The following is a 20,161-nucleotide window of genomic DNA, read 5'->3' as shown; positions in this document are numbered from 1 at the left end:
GGAGGTTTCATATATTGGGAACTTCGAAGGGGACTAGAAGCCAGGCACAAACTTCTTCCGCGACATTGAACATCGGCGGGAATCATGTGCAGATTACCAATCCTGACAAGATGCTGTTCCCCGAAATGGGGATTACTAAAGGACGATTCATACAGGAGCTTGTACGGCTTAGTCCTTATCTGCTGCCAGCATGTGAAGGGAGATACTTAACGACAATACGTTATCCCGATGGCGTGAGCGGGAAATTCTTCTATCAGAAAAATGCCCCTGAGCCCACTCCTCCTTATGTTCAAACGGCTGTATCGGAAGGCATTTCTTATGTGGTGCTCAATGACATTACTACACTGCTCTGGCTTGGGAATCTGGCATGCATCGAATACCACCCCTCCCTGCATAAGGTTCATGACCCGCTTCCGACGGAGTGGATTATTGACCTTGATCCGTCTGTCGAAGAGGAGCCTCGGATTATGGAGGCAGCTGCGCTCGTCGGCGATATGCTGGAGCAGCTGGGGCTCCGCTCCGTGCCGAAGACCTCCGGTGCAACAGGCGTACAGATTGTAATTCCCATCGAGCAAGGCCCTTCCTTTACTCAGTTAAAAGAACTGGGACATGTGGTTGCGGCTTATTTATGTGAACGTCACCCGAAGCTGTTCACGATTGAACGATTCAAAAAAAATCGCGGCACTAATATTTATATCGATTACATGCAGCATGACAAAGGACGAACCATCGCAGCTCCCTATACACCGCGAGCAACACGATATGCATCCGTCTCCATGCCGCTAACTTGGGATGAAGTCAGACGAAATCCGATGCCTCGGGATTTCCATCTGCTTAATGCTGCTGATCGCCTGCAGCTAACAGGCGATCTCATTCAGCTTGAGCCGAAGCAGCATATTGAACCAGTATTGGAAGCACTATCAAGCCACATTGCTGCGTTACAGAAGCGGCGATAGCAGCCGAGCCAACGCCTCGGCTGCCCGTTGCCAGCGGGAGCGATGAACAAACTTCGTATAATCAATTTCAACACTGTCATCAAAATCCTTATAGAAATCCTGCTCCAATCGTTCAATTGCCTGCTTGTCGAACAACACCGCATTGATCTCAAAATTACTAAAAAAGCTGCGCATATCCAAATTCGCAGTTCCGACTGAACCCAGCGCGTTATCCATAATAAATGCTTTTGCATGGGCGAAGCCTTTCTGATATTGATAAAAGCGAACCCCGGACTGCATGAGCTCCTCCACATAGGATAAGGAGCCCCAATCTACGATGCGTGAATCCGACTTCCCCGGAATAATAACCCGCACATCAATTCCGCTTACCGCTGCCGTCTTCAATGCAAGCCGGATGCTTAAATCAGGAATGAAGTATGGCGTTATTATCCACATCCGTTCCTGCGCCGAGCTTAATGCTCCGAAGAACAGCTCTTGAATGGCATCCCAGCTTGCGTCTGGCCCGCTTGAAATCATCTTCACCTGCTCACAGCCTTGACAGGTATGTTCAGGAAATAGATCCTGCCGATCATTTGGCGGCTCCTTCACAAAGGACCAGTCGTGCAGAAATACGGCCTGAAGCGCGTAGACACCATCCCCTACTACCCGCAAATGTGTATCTCTCCAAAACCCAAGCTTGTGGTTCAACCCTAAATAATCGTCACCGATATTAATACCGCCAACAAATCCAATCGTCCCGTCAATCACGACAATCTTGCGATGGTTCCGGTAGTTGAGCCTGCGCCGAAAGAAAGATACCCACACAGGAAGGAACCAATGAAATTCCACGCCTGCCTGCTGGAGCTTGCGCACATATTTGCGCCGCAGCTCAATGCTTCCTACCCCATCCGCAATGATGCGCACCTTGACGCCTTCCTTCGCCTTCGCAATCAGTGCTTCTTGAAACATCGTGCCAATACCATCATCTCGAATAATATAAAATTCCATATGTATATGACGCTTCGCCCCGCGGATAGCATCCAGCATCGATTCAAACGCAGCCTGTCCATTCGTTAATACCTCAGTCGAATTGCAGCTGGTTATCGGGCTGGGCGACAAAGTAGAAATTAAAGAAAACAAACGTTCATGCTTAAGCATATCGCTGTTGTTCAATTCCTCAACTTGATCAATAATACTCAACTTGGACAGCTCGCTTTTATTAACGTATTCTCCCCACAATTCATGCTTGCGCACACGTCTACGAGCCGTATATTCCTGAGCCAGAAAGTAATACATGACAAATCCAATGAGAGGAAAGCAGAAAAGAATCAATAACCAGGCAACTGCTTTAGATGGATGCTTGTATTCTGTGAGTACAATCGTCACGATTTGGAAGAAGTACACAAGCAATATTACGATGACCCATATCATGAATTCGTGCAACCTCCGTAATGTGACATCTTCTATTTATACCATATTCCTATCCATTCCAGATCATTTGATGGTTCACACGAACAGTCCTGCGTTTTTTCCATTGTATCCTCTTGTACAATAACCACACTCCATGTACAGTAAATATTACCACCCTAACACTTTCCATGGAGGATCAGTCGATCATGAACCGCAGAATTCGATTGCGCGTATTTGCACTAGGTATGATCATGGTATTTGTTTTTCTTGTCTTAATCATACGCACGTTCTGGATTCAAGTCATCAGTTATGATTTCTACATGGAACGCAATATAAAGACCTGGGCACGCAGCGAGGTTCTTCTGGCCAAGCGAGGCACAATATATGATCGAAACCACAAACCGCTTGCTCTCGAAGCCTCAGCATATAATCTGGTAGTATTCCCGCAGGAGATTGAGCAGCTGAAGCAGCAAAGTCGTGTTGCTGACGGGCTTCACCAAATAACAGGCAAACCTCTTCCTGAGCTCAATGATCTCATTAGCCGAACGAAGCAGCGCCAAGTCGAAGTGCGCACAGAAGGCTGGCTCATGGACTATTCGAAGCTCGATGAATTCCGCACCCTCTTCGGCAAAGAATTGGATTATGGAGAGTGGCTGCACTTCCCTGATTATGGGGTTGGATTAATGAAGTCCTCCAAGCGTTATTACCCCTATAATCAATTAGCCGCTCACGTACTCGGATATATCAATAAAGAAGGACAAGCTGTATCCGGCATTGAAGGCAGATTCAATGAACAGCTGCAAGGTGTTAATGGCAAGGCAGCATTTCTGAGGGATAATCGCGGCAACCCCATTGCACTGGCAAGCCGTACGACAACATCGCCCATTGACGGCAAGTCCGTAACGCTTACGATTGATATCGAAGTTCAGCGGTTCGTAGACGAGGCCATGACTCGTGTCATGAAGCAATGGCAGCCTGCCAGAGCCATGGCTGTTGTTATGGATCCGTATTCGATGGAAGTGCTGGCTATGTCCTCGAAACCGGATTTCAATCCGAACCGATACTGGGATATATCGAATATTGGCGCCTTGACGAACGATACCATACATTTCGGATACGAGCCTGGATCAACGTTCAAGATCGTTACGCTTGCGGCTGCCATTGAGGAGAACGTATTCCGACCGGACGATACATTTGTCTCTGGCTCGATCAAGGTTCCCGGCAACGTCATTCACGATGTGAAGAAGGATGGCTGGGGAACAATCAGCTACCAGCAAGGATTGGAGAAGTCAAGTAATGTCGCCTTCGTCAAACTGGGCCTGGAGAAGCTCGGTAAGGAGAAGCTGTACAACTATATTGACCGCTTCGGATTTACACATCCAACAGGCATCGAATTAAGTGGAGAGGCAGCGCCTCTTGTTCGATTTGAGCGTCCCTCCGAGGTTGCAACCGCGACCTTCGGGCAAGGTAGTGTTCGAGTAAACACACTCCAGCTTGCTGCCGCTTATGCCAGCATCGCGAACGGCGGGAAATGGATGCAGCCGAGTATTCTGAAGAATGACTCCGCTCCTAACGCTCAGACTGAGCGTCAGGTCGTCTCCCCTGCCACTGCAAGAGAGGTCACAGAGCGCTTGGAGCAAGTTATCCTAAAAGGTACTGGCAAGCCTGCTATCATTGATGGCTATCGGGTAGCTGGCAAGACCGGAACTGCACAGAAACCAGCCAGACGAGGCTATAAGAAAGGAAATTGGCTTATTTCATTTGTTGGCTACGCACCTACCGATAACCCGAAGGCTGTCGTCGCAATTGTAGTGGATGAGCCCGATCTTGGGGGTGACTTCACCTTGGGTGGTCAGGTCGCTATGCCCGCCTTCCGCTCCATCATGCTCAGTACGCTTCAATATATGGGGATTAAGCCCGATCCAAGCCTACTCCCTACTAACGATGAAGGTTCTGAACCACCGGTAAAGATCAACAGCAAAGTGGAAGCGAAGAATACAGCTGTCGTAGGAAATTATAAATCAAAACCGGTAAAGGAATCCGTGCAGGCTATCAAAGATAGACGCATGCATGCCGTTGTGCTTGGAAAAGGTACGCAAGTGCTTGAACAATATCCGCAGCAGGGTGAAGAGCTGTATGAACAGCAGCCAGTCTATTTACTAACAAGCAAGGAGAAGGACATTCCCCTCCCTTCGCTTGCCGGATTGTCGCTGCGAGATGCACTTACCATCTGTCAGTTGCTTGATCGCAAAGCCACCATCATCGGAGAAGGGTATGTCGTCAAGCAAGAAGAAAGTACGGCCGGAGAACAACGATCTGTAACACTCTATTTACAAGCCGAAAGCTATCGAAATCCACAACAAGGCTCTACTTCTTCTGAAACTTTGGCGCCAACCAAGACAGAGAACAAGTGACGCGTCCACGAAAAAAGGTATGTTTTGAGGAATCGTTGAATAGAGATCAATAGACAACTTTCTTGCGAGCATACGAATCGTGCGCGAGCAGCAAGCTAACCCGGGAAGGGGGAATGCTTGATGACGCGTCTAAAGTTGAGGTGATAGGATGAAACGGCATTGGTGGAATGGATCGATGACACTGCTTGTCATTCGTGATGCAGATCAAGCAGTGAAGCAGGTCAGTGTATCGAAAATGCTAGTTGTCTCCGTCCCGATTGCGGCAGTCATATCGATATCTGGACTCTTTCTGGCTATGCAGTGGAAATCTACCGCACATATTCAAGAGCTTCAGGGACAAGTGACTTCCCAGACTATGGCCTTGGACGTCACCGTTAAGGACAAAGACGAGGCCATTCGTCTTCTGAAAAATGAAGTCATCCGCTTGTCTTCCCAAGCAGAATCCGTCAAGGATCGATTGGAGCAGATGAGTTCCCTGGAGAAGCAGCTTCAGCAATTCGTCGAAGGATACATCGCTCCTTCGGATGCATCCAAACATTCAGCTATGCTATCCGCCCCCTCACAATCCTCTGGTTGGAATGAACGCATTCAGGTTGGCGGCGAAGACATCGAGGCAAGCACGGAGCAAATTCTAAATTTGGCAAACCGCTCTCGCATCGATCTCAAGCAAGTAAGTGACATGTTGAATACAATGCAGCGTTCTGTTCCGACTACCTTGAAGCAAGCACAGAACAGACAATCGACGATCGCAGGAACGCCGTCCATCTGGCCGACGAAGTCACGCCGCATCACATCCAGCTTCGGCTATCGCCAAGATCCAATGCATGGCCGAGCCGCCTTCCATGCGGGACTCGACATCGGCGGCGAGCTGGGCGACCCCGTCTATGCCGCAGCTGACGGCAAAGTCATTGAGGCCGGATTTCAGCCAGCACGCGGCAACTATATCGTCATCCGCCATGTCAATCAGCTAGACACCTGGTATATGCATCTACAGTCGATCCTCATCGACGTAAATGACACAGTGGCGAAAGGCGACCATATTGCCAAGCTTGGGAATACCGGAAGAAGTACAGGGCCTCATCTTCATTTTCAAATTGTACAGCGCGGCGAACCGATCGATCCGTTTCCTTTTGTACGCAACGCTCTGTATGAGACTGCAAGTTCCAAGAAATCTATCCCTACTCCTCTTATTCGCACCAGACGTTCAAGCGAACCATTGACGTCTCTCAGCACTCGTGCCGACTCGTATCCGATTTATCAATCCTAGCTTCGTCATCCCGATCCATTTCAAGGAGGTTATGCGAGCATGCTCCGTCGCTCAACACAACAACCGAAGCACAGTGACACGTATATCGCACCTGGGACTCACTTAGAAGGCGCAATCCGCTGCGAGGCAAACATCCGCATTGACGGCAAGTTCACAGGAGAAGTGACTTGCAGTGGTACGATTACAATTGGTGAACATGGAGAGGCACACTCTACCCTTACCGCCAATCATATTATTGTAGCAGGCAGCGTAGTTGGCGATATTCACGCAAGCGGCAAATTAGTAATTTCCTCAACGGGGCAAGTCTGCGGCAATTGTCTATCGGAAGTGCTGTTAATCCAGGAAGGCGGATTGCTGAATGGAACAAGCCTCATGGAACGTTCATCCGAAGCTAGCTCCTCCAAGAAAGGCGGCAAGGGGAACCGACAAGAGGTGGCCAACGCATCTAGTCATAAAGAAAGCGAGAAGCAAGCGGGATAACCGCTTGCTTCTCTGTCTATTATGTATTTATATGTTTACCCCTTTAGTTGGTTGCGCATCGATTCAGTTATTTTCTGTAATTGTCCTTCATCAGGGAAGAAGTAGTAGATCCCATTGATCATCTTCCCCTTCCCCTGCAGCACCTGCTGCTCCACTTTCGTCAATTGTGGCCGATAATGAAGCATCAGCTGCTTCCAATCGTCAAATTGCAGGTTTGTACGGATATTCTCCTTTACCTGTGCGAGCAAATCCATCCAATGTCCTGCTGAGTCAAGTTGGGCCGACTTGTTCAGTATCGCCTGCAGCACTTGGCGCTGTCGCTGCATGCGGCCAAAGTCACCATCTGGATCCTGCTTGCGCATCCGAACATATACGAGAGCCTCTCTCCCTTGCAATGCAACCTTGCCCTTCGGGAAGGATATACCGTCGTCCGCGAACGCTAAGCGATTCTCTACTTCTATACCGTTCAGAGCGTCTATCATCGATACAAAGCCATTCATATTTGTCTTCACATAGTAGTGCACAGGCACCTTAAAGAGCTGTTCCACCGTGGCAACTGTCATTGGAACTCCGCCAAATGCATAGGCATGATTGATTTTATCAACCGTATGGTGGCCTACGATTGACGCCCTCGTATCACGAGGAATGCTGAGCAAGGTCAAAGTACCGCTCTGCGGGTGAACCAGAACCAGCGCGAGCGAGTCAGATCTCCCCTTATCGCCAGGCCGCTCATCCGTTCCGATCAGGAGCAGCGTGAAGGGGCTCTGCTCGGATAAATTCGGCAGACCCATAGCTGCCTGTGTCGATGCTGACACTGTCTCTTTCCTATCTCCCACAGCATGCTTCGTCGAATCAGATGTCGGCTGCTCCAGTAATGGCCCTCTCGTTCCTTCCGGGAGCGGTTCATACATCGCATCAGCCGTTCCCTTCAACGTATTCCATACGATAAGAAGAACGGTAGATACAATTAATATCATAGCTCCAAGTAAGATAAGAACGACCTTGTGCCATCTTCGCAATGAGTTCCTTCGTACTATCAAACAATCTCCCCTCCCCTTGCTCCCCTCTATTCACCTTGATCGTTCGTGCAAATTTGAACCGCCCGGCCAGATCGCGCAAGCAAACAACGAATAACGAGAGCCATCTTATTCACTTGTGCGATCTGCCCTTTCACCCTATTACCACTCTATTTCTCGGGAGGAGCATCCTTCTGCAAGAAATGCCGTATTGCCTCATTCCAATGTCGAAGCAGCGAGAAGTCATTAAGCCTCAACGCTAGTGGCTCCAACACTGAATATTCAGGTCTGCGAGCAGGCCTTGGAAAATGAGAGGTGGGCACCGCGCGTACGATCGTAGACAAGCCTGCCTCCTTGATAATTGCTGTAGCGAATTCATGCCACGAGCAGCTTCCGCTGTTCGTAATATGATAGGTTCCATATTTGGTAGTGTAGAGCAATTCGACTATCTTCTCCGCCAAATCAAGCGTATACGTAGGCGAACCTACTTGGTCATTAACGACTTGCAGCACTTGTTCCGTCTGTGCCTTCCTTAGAATCGCTTTGACGAAGTTGTCCCCATACAAGCCGAAAACCCAAGAGGTGCGTACAATAAATGCAGCAGGATGATGATTTCGCACAAATCTCTCGCCTTCCCACTTCGAACGCCCATAGATATTGATGGGACGAACGGAATGGAACTCATTGTATGGGCAGTCACTCTTCCCATCAAATACATAATCCGTGCTGATATATACAAGTGCTGCACCAATACGGTTAGCCGCTACGGCCACGTTGCGCGTCCCGTAGCTGTTAATTCGATACGCTGTGTCAGAATCCGACTCAGCCAAGTCTACCTTCGTATACGCCCCAGCGTGGATAACATGTGTAGGACGCTCCTTCTCCATCACCGTCCGCACCTGCTCCGCATCCGCCACATCCATATCGTGATGCCCGTAGCCAACTGCCGATATGCCATGGCGATGCAGCACAATCAGCATCTCCATTCCAAGTTGTCCACCTGCTCCTGTAACCAGCACCTTCATCTCTTCCTTGTTCACTCGGCAGCACCATCCTTATTGCAAGAATTGGGGGCTGCCTTCCAAGTAGGAAGCTCGGCATCTTCTAACATCGGATGCTTGGCATCCTTCTCGGACAAGATGGGCTTGCTTACAGGCCAGTCAATATGAAGCGCTGGATCGTTCCATGCAATCCCTCGGTCGGATGCCGCATGATAGGGAGCATCCACCTTATATAGAACCTCTGTATTCGGAACGAGCGTACAGAAGCCATGTGCAAAGCCTTGCGGGACGAGAAGCTGCCGACGATTTGATGCGCTTAAGATAGCACCAACCCATTGTCCGAACGTCGAAGAGCCTTTGCGAATATCAACCGCAACATCATAGACGGCCCCGACTGCAACCCGTACCAGCTTCGTCTGCGCATAAGGATCCAACTGATAATGAAGACCTCGCAGTGTGCCAGCACGCACGGATAAGGAATGGTTATCCTGCATGAACGAATAATTAATACCAAGCTCTTCCCACTTATGTGCGTGATAGCTCTCCATAAAAAATCCGCGTTCATCCTCGAACACATTCGGCTCGAGAAGAAGTACTTCGGGTAATTTTGTCTGACTGACCTTCATCCTGACAACTCCCTTTTCGAGAGATAATTCGTGACTGATTGAAGAGGCTTTTCGCCCACTCATTACTATTCTATGCCGTTCACCCTCTTATTGACATTCAATGTGGGGAAAGTGCGACATATATCCATCAATCACATATTCGGGATGATTCCAGTTCTACGGTCAGCCGAACCATTGGACGTGCGCCCAAGCAGGGTCGGGGTTATACAAAAAACATTGATTATACGTATTCATCATTTTGGAAAAATGCGGACATGCCTTCGTAAGTTGAATGTTTAGTCGTGAGGTAAGCATTGCTTTCTGCTGAGGGGTTAATATAAATTTGACGGTGTATTGATATACAACCTGTTCTTGTTCATGCTTCCGTTCTTTGCACACAACGTTTCCGCGAATGGACATACGGTCGTTGTCAAAATCACATGTAAATGCTAATGAATAATGGTTCGATATTGGCAAGCTCAAATGAGTAATCATCGTTAAGCAGTTCGGGCTAAGCCCGACAAGCATAACTTCACAGCTTCGCGCATGATGAACAGGCTCCTGATGCACGCGATCTATTGTCATCAGAACTGGAACCGGCTTGGGCAAGATAATGAATAGTTGCGACGGATACGCAGTAGACCAATTATTCGTCATGATATTCCTCTTGTACAATCTGAACAACAGAATGACTCGCAGCACATTCCCACCTTGCACGCAAAATGCCTAATTGCAACATGATGTCCGTAATATCAACCGTTCGTTTCTCTGTCAAGGACTCTCTTTCATGCTGCTCAACTGTCATGTCATGCCTCACTCCTATCACCTCGTTCATTCACTGTCGTATCGGTTCCACCTGTTGCAGCGGAATTCATCCACTCTTCCTTACGCTTCCTTATGCCGATAGCGCTCATTCGATAAATAATCAAATAGAATACGCCCAATATCACGGCTTGCAAGATGGCAGCCGCCAGCGGGGACAATTGCAGCCATACGACGATTAGCAAACCTAGCGCCAATGACAGAAAACGAGTAACCGTCCACCAAAAATTCCAATGCTGCAGGCGAAGGGATTCTAAAATAACGGATACCGGAGAAAACAAAATATTTACACCGTACAATAGCGCGTAGACCGGCACATATTTAGCAGCAGGCTCCCATGCAGCGCCGAACAGCCATACAAATAACGGCGGGCCTACAACCGCGATTACAAGAATAGGTACTACTCCAATTCGACATAGCTTGCGAAACGTATCCCGGAATAATTGCTCGAGCATCTGCGGATTCTCGCGTGCATGCTTCATCGATTCCGCGTAGAACACTTGCGAGATAGACATGCTCAGCAGCAGTATCGGCCCTCCCAGCACCTTATCAACGAGAGCGATGGAGCCCGCTTCCTTCAACCCGTAATATCCCGCCATGAAGAGCGGCAGCATTTGGAGTGTCATCGAGGTGAATACTCCTGATCCAGTCACATAAAGCGCAATTTTGCGATATCGGCTGACCATCTTCTTCATAATGCTCCAATTCGCTTGACGGGCCCATTGGCCAGGCCGGAATTGCTTATGAAATAACGTGTACAGTGTTCCCGTTCCTGCTACGCGTCCAAATACTTCGCCCAATACGAGCCCGACTCTGCCCAATCCGACGAACGGAGCAGCCAACTGGATAAGGATTCCCCCCATCCCCTGCACCCATTTCGTTCTGGCTAGCGGTCCATAGCTTCTCGTTCGGAGCGCCCAATAATTTAACGTATTATAGAGGCCGTAACCGAAGAAGGATATAGGAAGCAGGTACACGATCATTCCAATTCTGAACGAATCAGTTATCATCGACGCAAACAAAATAATCGCTGCCAAGAACACACCGGTGAGAAGAACGAGAAGCAAAAAACAAAAAGTTACGATATAGGGGATATGCTCTTCGTCCTCCTCCATCGGTATCGCTCGTTCAAACCCCAAGCTTCCGAACAAAACAGAAATCGCCAGTATAGACATATAAACAGCTAGCTCACCGTATTGCTCAGGTGTATACAAATGTGCCAAGAGGGGGGATAGAACAATCCCTATTCCTTGGGCGGCAGCCGTCCCGCTAAGCATAATAATAACGTTCTTAACAAAGGATCCCTGGCCGGTGAGCACGCGCCAGCGCTTGATCGCAGTATGGATAATATTCATTCTCGTAACCTTCCTTTGTCATTCCGCTAGAATTGGCGTGCTTGCGATAGAGGGATAACAAACGACTGTCCTGCCTGAATATCGTAGATGAATCTATCGCCGATCTGTTGTTGAATAAAGGTCGTATTGCCAAGACTGACGACCACATGACTGCCTTCCTGCTTGATTACACTCTTAATCGTATAAGCCGCATTCCGTACAGCTGCAGAGTTCGATGAAGACACCGAATGATTGTCAACATACACCGTAGCACCTACTAGTTTCTTCACATCGAACGATGCCATATTTTCAAATTTGAGTTCCAAACGATTATCAAGGCTCCACCCTGTTGTAAAGCCAGCAACTTTCCCTACTAAGCGCTCTGCTTCCGATTTGGACTCCTGCTTGCTGCCATCGTTCTGCAGCCACGTTCCATCGTGTGCATACTGAACCTTCGCCCCCTTAGACGACATACTTGTCAGTCCAAAAAAGCCCTTGAATGACAGTCCGTTCTCCAATTGGTATTCCCGATTCGATTCGAGACTGCAAATAATCGTATCTTTCCGACCATTTTGGAGGGCAACCTCAATGGCCATCGCTTCCCATTCAGGAACAGCTGTGCCTTCATGGGTTACGCTAAGCCTTCGAATTGTTTTGATCGTTCGTTCCTTCGCGAATGGCTCCAGAATCGAAGTGAACAAACTCTCCCCGCCAGGACGCCGTGTTAATAAATAATCGAGTCGCCGAGGATTCCCCGGCTTATTTTGGGGCGGATCTCCCTGGGCAACTGCTGCATCTGTATACGAACCAAGCATCGTAACCCGCAAATTCGGCTTTACCTGCGTGCGGTTGTATGACACGGACTTCGCCGACTTCCACTCTGCATAAAACTGGCCGATCGGATCCTTGTCCTTACGGACATTGTACAAATAGTTATATCCGCTCTTGCTCTGCTCCGAATAGGCGGGATCTGCAAGAGGAATCTGTTCGCCAGCATAAGTGCCTGACTTCTGCTCCACTAATTTCAGCCCACCTGTCTCGACCGTTCCTTCCATGCCGTGAAAGCTTGACACTTGTTCACCCGCCCCCTTGACGCGGAAGAAATCAACGGCATAGGCAAGTCGATCATCAATGGGAATAAGAGCGAACGTCCTTCGATATACATCAGCCCCCTCGTACGCATAGGGCGCCTCCACATCGATTAATTTGGCGTATTTGCCGTCATCATAATGACGTGGTATGCCAACCCATGAATTAGGCTGCTGTCCTTCCTTATTGAACACAACTGTATTATGCGATATGGTGTTCGATTCCCAGCGTCTGCGCAAAATGTTATCGTCAGCGAAGGTCACGTAACCTAGATCCGGGGCCATATCTAGACCGAACCCATATAACCCGATATTCAGCGCATCCCGATGAGCGTGGGATGTGCCATTTCGCCCATAGTACAGCCAAGCCTCAATATCCCCATGCCTCAAAGCTGTGTATCCATATCCCGTTAAATTGATACTTTTGAACTTATAGCTGCCCTGAGATTGCACGACTTTACGGAACTGAGCAAGCAGTGCTTCCATCTTCGGTTGAAACAAATCATTTGTAATCCCTTCCGTTCGGTTTCCATTCAATAGAAATGCTGCCTGGGCAAATAAAGGATCGCGATATTTAACAAATGCCCTCCATACCAAGTCCCGCTTCGCCCAAATATTATCTTTGCCTATCGAGCCGGAATCCCCGATATTGGGTGTGTCCTTGCCTTGCATCACAAGATCAAGAAAGGCATAGAACATCTTCTTCACCTTCGGATGCTTATACAAATCCGCGCTTGGGACGCGCTCATAGCTGTCCAAAATATCCGCCAAACTGTTCATTCGTTCCAACCAGGTCACATTGTATTCAGGGGAAGCTTCATCACCATAGCCATCGCGATCAATACGATTCGCCAGAACGTCATAGACGCCTCCGCCACTTATTCTCCATCCGCCGCCCGCTACACGCTCCAACTGCCCTGACTGCAGCGCAAATTGAATCCACTCCGCAGATTCAGGAAGCTGATCCAAGGTAATAGCCGCTAGTGCAATCACATTCTGATGAGATCCGAAGTTACCTGAGATCTGCGCTTTCTTGACAGCAGGCACAATTTGACGAATGATACGATTCTCAAAGTTTTGCTTTATACTGTCGGCTGTTCCCTTCGATGAGGGAAGGCTGTAACGATCGGCTTTCTTTTGCAAAAAGGGCAAGTATGGAGCAGTCTTCTTCTGGAGTACGGGTAAAAAGGCATCGTAACTGAGGAGCAGCTGCTCCGTCAGTGTAACTTCAGCAATTGATCCCAATACTTTTCCCTGTCCCGTCCCGCCGTGCGCATTTTTGAACCCATCCTCCCACCGATACACGGAGACGTCCATATCAGGATACACATCGGCTACACGATCTAATAGAATCAGGCCGCTATAAGCGTACTTCTCATTTCCCGTATATAAGTAGGCTTCACGCAGCGAACGCAATGCATCAGTTAACCACTGACTCCATACCCAATGATTGTAGAACGCGATGAACGTATACTTGTTGCCTTTTTCATCAACATATCCACTGCCGTCATCGACGCCAAATGCCGTGCCTTTGTCCGGATACAGCGTATTCACCAAATATTTGCGGTCGGCGCGCTTCGGATCAAATCCTCCCTTATCATCTAAGCCGCTCCGGTAGTATGAAGCGAAATCATTCGTTGGGAACATCATTCCATTCGATTTATCCTTTACTTTCCACGGCTGCGCCACAGGATCAATTTCGTAGCTTGAACGGTCATCACGAGGCCCCTTCTGACCACCTATCACACTTCCCATTTCTTCATTCACATCATAGCTTCTCGGCAAGGTCTGCGTGGTAATCATCGACCATAGCTCTTCGTAGCTCAAATCTATATATTTTTGTGCCCTTCTTATGCTTGCATCCCTTTCATCCCGCGCCCATTTATACATTTTCACATTGTCCTGAACAGCTTGGCGTTTCTCTGCTGTATAGTAATTGCTCCTGGACTGACCTGCTGCATGCGGACTGTTCATAAGCACGAAATCGATACAAAAATATAGTACAGCAATAATGAAAGAAACGATAATTAACTTCCATTTCCAATCAATTCTATAAGTTGTCATATATGTAATCTCCTTGCTCATATATCGTGACATTTGCTGTCATCACTTTCTAGTAGGGCGTTTCATATTGTATAAAAAACAAGCTACTATTCCGATAGAAGAGGATGTGTCCGCCTATGATTAATCCGAACTTTGTTACTCCGCAGAACTTCGGAGCTTTGTATGATGGAGCAGCAGACGATACCACTCCAGTCAATAAAGCGCTGCAATTCGCTGCGGTCAATCAGATGAGCGTCTACTTTCCTCCCGGCAAAGGTGCTGTAGTCTCCCAAGCAATCACCGTGCCAGCCGGCGTCAGACTTATTATGGATGCCCCGCTTATTTATAAGGGAGACAACACTCAACCTTGTCTGCTGATCGGCAATGCCATCGAATCTACCACCATGATGGATTACAAATTGAATGTCCGAAATGCTCAAGCATCCGACTGGAGCAACGAAGGGAACATCGGCATCATTCTGACCAACTTTATCTCATGTAATATCGATATTGTAGGAATCGATGGCTTCACAATCGGTCTGCAAGCTAAGGGAAATAGTAAAGGATTCTCCTTCAACAAGCTGACACTTGGACAAATCATGAATAATAAGATTGCGCTGGATTTGTCGGCAGTTCGTTCTGGCTGGGTCAATGAAAATTTATTTGAGAATGGAAGGTTTGGATGCTGGAGTCAGGTCAATACGAATGCAAGCCGTTACGGAATTCGCATTGTATCGCCTGATAATTCGTACTTTTACAATAACAACAATGTCTTTATCAAACCTAGCTTCGAGCTTGGCCAATCCTACCTTACGGGCAATGCCGAAGCAGTCCCGCTTCTGATCTATCACGGTGAGCAAAATAAATTCCAAGATATGCGCAACGAGGACAATAATACAACCTTTGTACGGGTGTTCAACTCGTCTTCGAATAACGTGTTCAATGTCGGTTATGGAGAACTGAACGGAAGCAATATCGATGATCGAAGCCGTTATCCGGTATCCGTGTACTCCTCACGCAAATCCAAGCTAATCAATACAAAAGGAAACATGATCTTCCTATCCGGTCCCCTGAATAAAATAGCCTGCTACTACAATGGGAATAGCTTAGTCAATATTCCACGCGTTAATGTCGCCACTTCTCGCACGTCCACAGTTCTGAAATCGGGAGCAATGACGCTCGCCAATGAATATGTAGAGCTTATTCAGCCAGCAATCGGCGTATTCATCAACACCTCCAAAGCCAAGCGATTTATTGTACAAAAAGATACGATCACTGGATATGGGGGACGCGTCATTGTCATCTGCTACGATGCAAACGGCAACATTCTAGGAAGCACTATTCAAAATGAAGCAACAGTCAAAGGCTCCTCCAACGCAGAGCCCTACTTCAACACAACCGCACCCGGGGGTGGAGCAATAGGCGGTTATATTACCGGCTCTGACTCCAACAAAGACTTCTATTTCCGTGTTCATTCTGATGTCACTATGATACGCGTCTTGTTATCAGGAGGAACACAGCCGCTGCGCATCAAGAGTTTCTGCATTTACAGCATCGACTGCACGGCAGCGGTCTGGTCTGGCTACGAAGAGATCATACCTGGTGTGAATCTTGGCACGCAGCCGCCTACTGCAGGACAATGGGATAAAGGGCGAATGATCTTGAACGATAATCTCTCGCTGCTCGGCACCGACGGCAGCAAATATGTCGTAGAAGGCTGGCAATGCATTCAAGCACCCAATCAGTGGATAGAAAAAAGATCCTATACAGGCTTATAGAGGTTGTTCAAAAAGTCCGCTTTTGATCACGAAGTAAATCATGAAGTGGGCTCGGCATCGAATCTTGAATTCAGCCGGGCCTAAGCAGATGCTTACGAAGTATGTTTCCTCTGGAAACATCTCAGGTGCTCATGTACCCAAAACGTACGCTCCGCTCCTCAGGCCCTAGCTTCATCCAACTGAAGCGTTTTGAAAAAACGCACATCGGAAGCATATGCTTCGGTGCTGAAAACCGGCCTTTTTGAACACGCACTTATAAAAAAAATGGAATGGGCAGCCGGGTGATTCCTTCTTCACTCGGCTTCTAAGCCTCTTCCTGTTCTACACACTTTGCCGATAAATCGCATTCTGCTGTAAATGTTCCAAAATGACACCGACCACCCGATCCTGTTCGGCACTCGTCAGATTCGAGCCGGATGGCAAGCATAGCCCTTGTGCAAACAATTGCTCGGACACACTAAGATGCGACTCGTGAGGGAAATATAAGCTGGAGTGGAACATCGGCTGCAGATGCATCGGCTTCCATACGAGACGCGACTCGATGCCGTTCTGCTGCAGAGCAGTTTTGATCGAGAGCGGATACGTCCCCGTACGCTTGCAGTCAACCAAGATAACCGTAAGCCAGCAAGTCGATCTTCCGTAGGTAGGTTCTGATATCAGTCGAATACCATCATAAGCTTCCAATACACTCCGATACCGCTGATATACAGCCCTCCTTGCGGCAATTCGCCCTTCAATCACGGTGAGCTGACCACGTCCAATTCCTGCCAGTACATTGCTCATCCGGTAATTGTACCCCATCTCATAATGCTCATAGTACGGCAGATCTTCTTTAGCCTGAGTCGCCCAATGTCTGGCCTTTCTAAGTGCCACGGGGTCGCTGCTCACCAGCATTCCCCCTCCGGATGTAGTAATGAGCTTATTGCCGTTGAACGAATATATGCCGAAATGACCGATTGTCCCACAATGTCTGCCACGATAGGTCGTACCCAGTGACTCTGCTGCATCTTCCACCACAATAATGCCATAACGATTGCAGATAGCCATAATTGCATCCATATCTGCGCTCTGCCCATAGAGATGAACAATGACAGCAGCTTTCGGCGTCTTCCCCTCCTGCGCAAGCTGCTCACATGCCCGCTCCAGCGCCTCAGGCGACATATTCCAAGAATTCGGCTCCGAATCAACGAATACAGGAATCCCGTTCAAGTACAGGATAGGATTCACACTAGCTATAAAGGTAAACGTGGAACATAGCACATAATCGCCCGCTTCTACCCCGGCCAGCCGTAAAGCCAAATGGATGGCCGCCGTCCCTGAGCTTAGCGCAACTGCTCCTTGCGCCCCTACATAATGGGCCACTTCTTCTTCAAATGCCTGAATATGCGGACCGACAGAGGACAGCCAATTGCTAGCAAATGCCTCATCGATTTTAATCCGTTCTTCACCTCCCATATGCGGAGGAGACAGATATATATAAGGCTTAGACATACTGGGTCACCTCTGCTGAGTCAATCCCAACCGCCATAAGTGAAGGGTCGCGATAAAATGGGAAATACTCGCTCTCCGAAATACCATTAAATTTGCTTTTCAATAATTTATATAGGTAGGGATCTCGTACTTTCCTTCCGACATAGAAGTCCAATGGTTCATGATTATTGAACCCCTTCTTGAAGCGATACAAGGAATCATTGCCCGTATAACCGCCGCCTAAATGAATCTTCTTAAATCCTCGTTCCTTGAAGTGCTGTATGGCGAAATACAGCAAAAAGTTATTGGGCGCGCAAGAAAAATATCGCTCATTGGAGGCGAGCAGATGATAGTGCACATGTTCACCTTCATGCAAAAATATCGATGCACAAACCAACTCGTCTTCCGCGTATATTCCCAGCATGGTGAGCTGATCGGATAGGCGAGCCAGCATGTCATAAAAGTATTGTTCAGTAAAGTAATAGCTGGCCTGAGCCTTAACACGATCCATCGTGTGATAATACATATCAATGAAAGATTGCAGCCGTTCTAACGTCATCGTTTCCTGCCGTCCAAAAAGTCCAGATTTCAAAGATACACGAATTCGATTCCGGTTCTTGGAGCTGAACTTGGCGAAAATATCGTCTACCGCCGGCTCTAAATCTACACTGATCGTATTGCGCACGAAGCACGGATCCACATCCATGTAATCCTGATGATTGCGATAAAGAGGATGAAATCTGACAAACTCCGTTATAATTTTTTGATCCTTACAATAGTTGGAGAAGGCTTGCTGAAATCGCCCAAGCAATCCATTACGATCTTGATCATGTGAAGAAGTGCATATAGGTCCTCCATAACCGTATGGGGTAATGATGTCGTACATTTCCGGAGCGTCTTCCCATAAGCGCTTAATATGCGGTAGTGTATTGACTTGCCTGAGAACAAATGGATACATGACAGTTCCGGTATCTTCTTTGTAAATAAATAGACGTGCCGATTCTTCCTGTCCGCTCTCGTATAAGGAGCAATAGCCTGATAACCAATATATGTCCGGATCTACTATACTCTTGGCAAGTTCATCCCATTGCTTCCACTCGTCAGGCGACAGTATTTGAACATTACCCAATTGGACACCCTCCTTGAATGACGAACGAATGATAGTAATTCGCATATGGCTTCCAGAACGAATTGCGAATATTGGAATTATGCCACAATAAAACGAACTGTCCGCGATATCGATGCACGACTCCTAGAAGGTTATTCATCTGCTCAAACATCTGAGCGGGTTCAAGTCCTTGATAACCGCCAAGGCTAACCTCCATTGCGGTTAGAGGGAGCTCTAGTAGAGATAAAGGCTGTCTGGCATGAATATCAAAGACACGGTATGAATGGCAGATTCCGCTGCGAAACCCGATTTCATCGGCATACCCAATCGTACTGTCTATCTTCATCCCGGCTCGCTCCCATATGCCCCATGTATCCGGAACACGGAAGCGCAAATAATGATGCCTTCCCTCTGTCACCACGCATCCCGCCGCCTCTTGAATCCGCTCCTTCTCTTGCAAGAACAACTCTTCATTGCAGTATGCATCATAGCTGGGGTGGAATCCGACGATATGACCGCGCTCACGTACGCGCTTGAGCACCGAACGAGCGAGTTCTCCCCGGACGTCATATCGATTGTCGTAAGAGGTCGTGCCCCCCGCCATAAAATAGAACCTGGATTGAACTCCTGCCTGCTCAGACAGATCCATCAGCCAATCGAATGTATCGTATGGATCGGCACATCTACCTGATTTTACTTGTATGTATTCCTGTATGCTTCTAATGGGAGCCAATGGATTGAAGTTGGCCAAGCCTCTTGCCATACTCCGAATAAGACGCTTCGTACCATCCCAATACCGCAGATCATCCACATCATGCGTCACAATCAATTCAAAGGAACGATTTGTTCGTTCTGTCTCTAGCCCTACTTCAATGAGCATATTCCAGAGCATCTCCGCCATCTCGTTCACAACAGGACGCTGCCAGAAGCGGCTTCGAACAGCTAAACTGCTGGATGAGGGGAACCGTTCATGACGGTCTCTTATGTTCGCGCACTCTTCCCATCGAGTGAGCATAAAAAAGCAAGCAGCAAGCAGATCCGCTTCGCAATACAAGTCCCCTCCATCCACTCGCCATTCCCCTCTCCCGAACCATATGGGCATATCCCCTTCGGGAGCAAATCTGGAGTTGGCATAGGACACACGTAGTTGGTTCGTATCCGCGGACAGGTAAGACAGTCCATCCTCATATTGAGCAAAGAATGCATCTCTGATATACAGGCTGCTCCCGTTCGACAGTGCGAACCGGATATAGGGAGACCGATCCATATCATCGTCCACGACGAGCTGGTACGGTACTCCAAGCATATCGCCGATCAATTGTTGAATGATATATGTTCGTTCGGGCACGAACAATGCAGGTATTGTAATATTCATGGCCCTTAACCCTTT

At 48.1% G+C, this 20,161-nt stretch carries 16 protein-coding genes; 5 read left to right on the top strand and 11 right to left on the bottom strand.

Features of this window, described 5'->3' with window-relative positions:
- Positions 1-11 precede the first annotated feature (11 nt).
- Positions 12-956, top strand: coding sequence for a non-homologous end-joining DNA ligase (ligD, locus tag M3661_RS22170; protein WP_397376542.1), 945 nt, complete (start codon positions 12-14; stop codon positions 954-956).
- On the opposite strand, the gene cls is transcribed toward ligD, so the two are convergent.
- A complete protein-coding gene (gene cls / locus M3661_RS22165) occupies positions 939-2,366 on the bottom strand; it encodes a cardiolipin synthase (protein ID WP_065291356.1) in 1,428 nt (475 codons plus the stop codon). The two genes, ligD and cls, sit on opposite strands and share 18 nt — an antisense overlap.
- A 185-nt stretch (positions 2,367-2,551) precedes the next feature.
- On the opposite strand from cls, the gene M3661_RS22160 reads away from it, so the two are divergent.
- The 3 genes from M3661_RS22160 to M3661_RS22150 all read left to right on the top strand — a co-directional run bounded on the left by M3661_RS22160 (position 2,552) and on the right by M3661_RS22150 (position 6,506).
- The gene (locus M3661_RS22160) at positions 2,552-4,759 is read left to right on the top strand and encodes a penicillin-binding transpeptidase domain-containing protein (protein ID WP_251488657.1); all 2,208 of its coding nucleotides are present in this window, start codon (positions 2,552-2,554) and stop codon (positions 4,757-4,759) included.
- A gap of 148 nt (positions 4,760-4,907) precedes the next feature.
- On the top strand, positions 4,908-6,026 hold the full coding sequence (locus M3661_RS22155; protein WP_251488654.1) for a peptidoglycan DD-metalloendopeptidase family protein: 1,119 nt from the start codon (positions 4,908-4,910) through the stop codon (positions 6,024-6,026).
- Positions 6,027-6,065: 39 nt separating this feature from the next.
- On the top strand, positions 6,066-6,506 hold the full coding sequence (locus M3661_RS22150; protein ID WP_251488651.1) for a bactofilin family protein: 441 nt from the start codon (positions 6,066-6,068) through the stop codon (positions 6,504-6,506).
- Between the two features lie 35 nt (positions 6,507-6,541).
- Here M3661_RS22150 and M3661_RS22145 read toward each other — a convergent pair whose 3' ends face one another.
- From M3661_RS22145 to M3661_RS22115, 7 genes are all read right to left on the bottom strand, one after another.
- Positions 6,542-7,546, bottom strand: a complete 1,005-nt coding sequence (locus tag M3661_RS22145; protein ID WP_251488648.1) for an LCP family glycopolymer transferase — start codon at positions 7,544-7,546, stop codon at positions 6,542-6,544.
- A gap of 146 nt (positions 7,547-7,692) precedes the next feature.
- The gene (gene rfbD, locus M3661_RS22140) at positions 7,693-8,562 is read right to left on the bottom strand and encodes a dTDP-4-dehydrorhamnose reductase (RefSeq protein ID WP_083189159.1); all 870 of its coding nucleotides are present in this window, start codon (positions 8,560-8,562) and stop codon (positions 7,693-7,695) included.
- Complete coding sequence (rfbC, locus tag M3661_RS22135; protein ID WP_065291351.1) at positions 8,559-9,149, bottom strand: dTDP-4-dehydrorhamnose 3,5-epimerase; 591 nt, start codon at positions 9,147-9,149, stop codon at positions 8,559-8,561. The genes rfbD and rfbC overlap by 4 nt, the downstream gene beginning before the upstream one ends.
- A 162-nt stretch (positions 9,150-9,311) precedes the next feature.
- A complete protein-coding gene (locus M3661_RS22130; RefSeq protein WP_251488645.1) occupies positions 9,312-9,785 on the bottom strand; it encodes a hypothetical protein in 474 nt (157 codons plus the stop codon).
- Positions 9,775-9,933: a hypothetical protein gene (locus tag M3661_RS22125; RefSeq protein ID WP_251488641.1), complete on the bottom strand. Its 159-nt coding sequence runs from the start codon at positions 9,931-9,933 to the stop codon at positions 9,775-9,777. The genes M3661_RS22130 and M3661_RS22125 overlap by 11 nt, the downstream gene beginning before the upstream one ends.
- Position 9,934: 1 nt before the next feature.
- Positions 9,935-11,305, bottom strand: a complete 1,371-nt coding sequence (locus tag M3661_RS22120) for a lipopolysaccharide biosynthesis protein (RefSeq protein ID WP_251488638.1) — start codon at positions 11,303-11,305, stop codon at positions 9,935-9,937.
- Between the two features lie 26 nt (positions 11,306-11,331).
- The gene (locus M3661_RS22115) at positions 11,332-14,436 is read right to left on the bottom strand and encodes a heparinase II/III domain-containing protein (protein ID WP_065291348.1); all 3,105 of its coding nucleotides are present in this window, start codon (positions 14,434-14,436) and stop codon (positions 11,332-11,334) included.
- A 116-nt stretch (positions 14,437-14,552) separates the two neighbouring features.
- On the opposite strand from M3661_RS22115, the gene M3661_RS22110 reads away from it, so the two are divergent.
- Positions 14,553-16,193 (top strand): hypothetical protein, encoded by a 1,641-nt coding sequence (locus M3661_RS22110; RefSeq protein ID WP_251488635.1) that lies wholly within the window; start codon positions 14,553-14,555, stop codon positions 16,191-16,193.
- Positions 16,194-16,514: 321 nt separating this feature from the next.
- Here the strand turns inward: M3661_RS22110 and M3661_RS22105 are convergent, their stop codons facing one another.
- The 3 genes from M3661_RS22105 to M3661_RS22095 are packed head-to-tail and all read right to left on the bottom strand — an operon-like array spanning position 16,515 to position 20,146.
- Positions 16,515-17,684 carry a DegT/DnrJ/EryC1/StrS family aminotransferase gene (locus M3661_RS22105; RefSeq protein WP_065292601.1) on the bottom strand — a complete coding sequence of 390 codons (1,170 nt, stop codon included), beginning with the start codon at positions 17,682-17,684 and terminating at the stop codon, positions 16,515-16,517.
- Positions 17,677-18,792: a lipid II:glycine glycyltransferase FemX gene (locus tag M3661_RS22100; protein WP_065292602.1), complete on the bottom strand. Its 1,116-nt coding sequence runs from the start codon at positions 18,790-18,792 to the stop codon at positions 17,677-17,679. The genes M3661_RS22105 and M3661_RS22100 overlap by 8 nt, the downstream gene beginning before the upstream one ends.
- Positions 18,785-20,146 carry a polysaccharide deacetylase family protein gene (locus M3661_RS22095; protein WP_251488632.1) on the bottom strand — a complete coding sequence of 454 codons (1,362 nt, stop codon included), beginning with the start codon at positions 20,144-20,146 and terminating at the stop codon, positions 18,785-18,787. Before M3661_RS22095 ends, M3661_RS22100 begins: the two co-directional genes overlap by 8 nt.
- Between the last annotated feature and the right edge of the window lie 15 nt (positions 20,147-20,161).

Origin of the sequence: Paenibacillus sp. MER 180 (assembly GCF_023713665.1) — a bacterium.
Taxonomy (GTDB): domain Bacteria; phylum Bacillota; class Bacilli; order Paenibacillales; family Paenibacillaceae; genus Paenibacillus_B; species Paenibacillus_B suaedae.
This window is presented reverse-complemented; position numbering and strand designations above follow the sequence as displayed.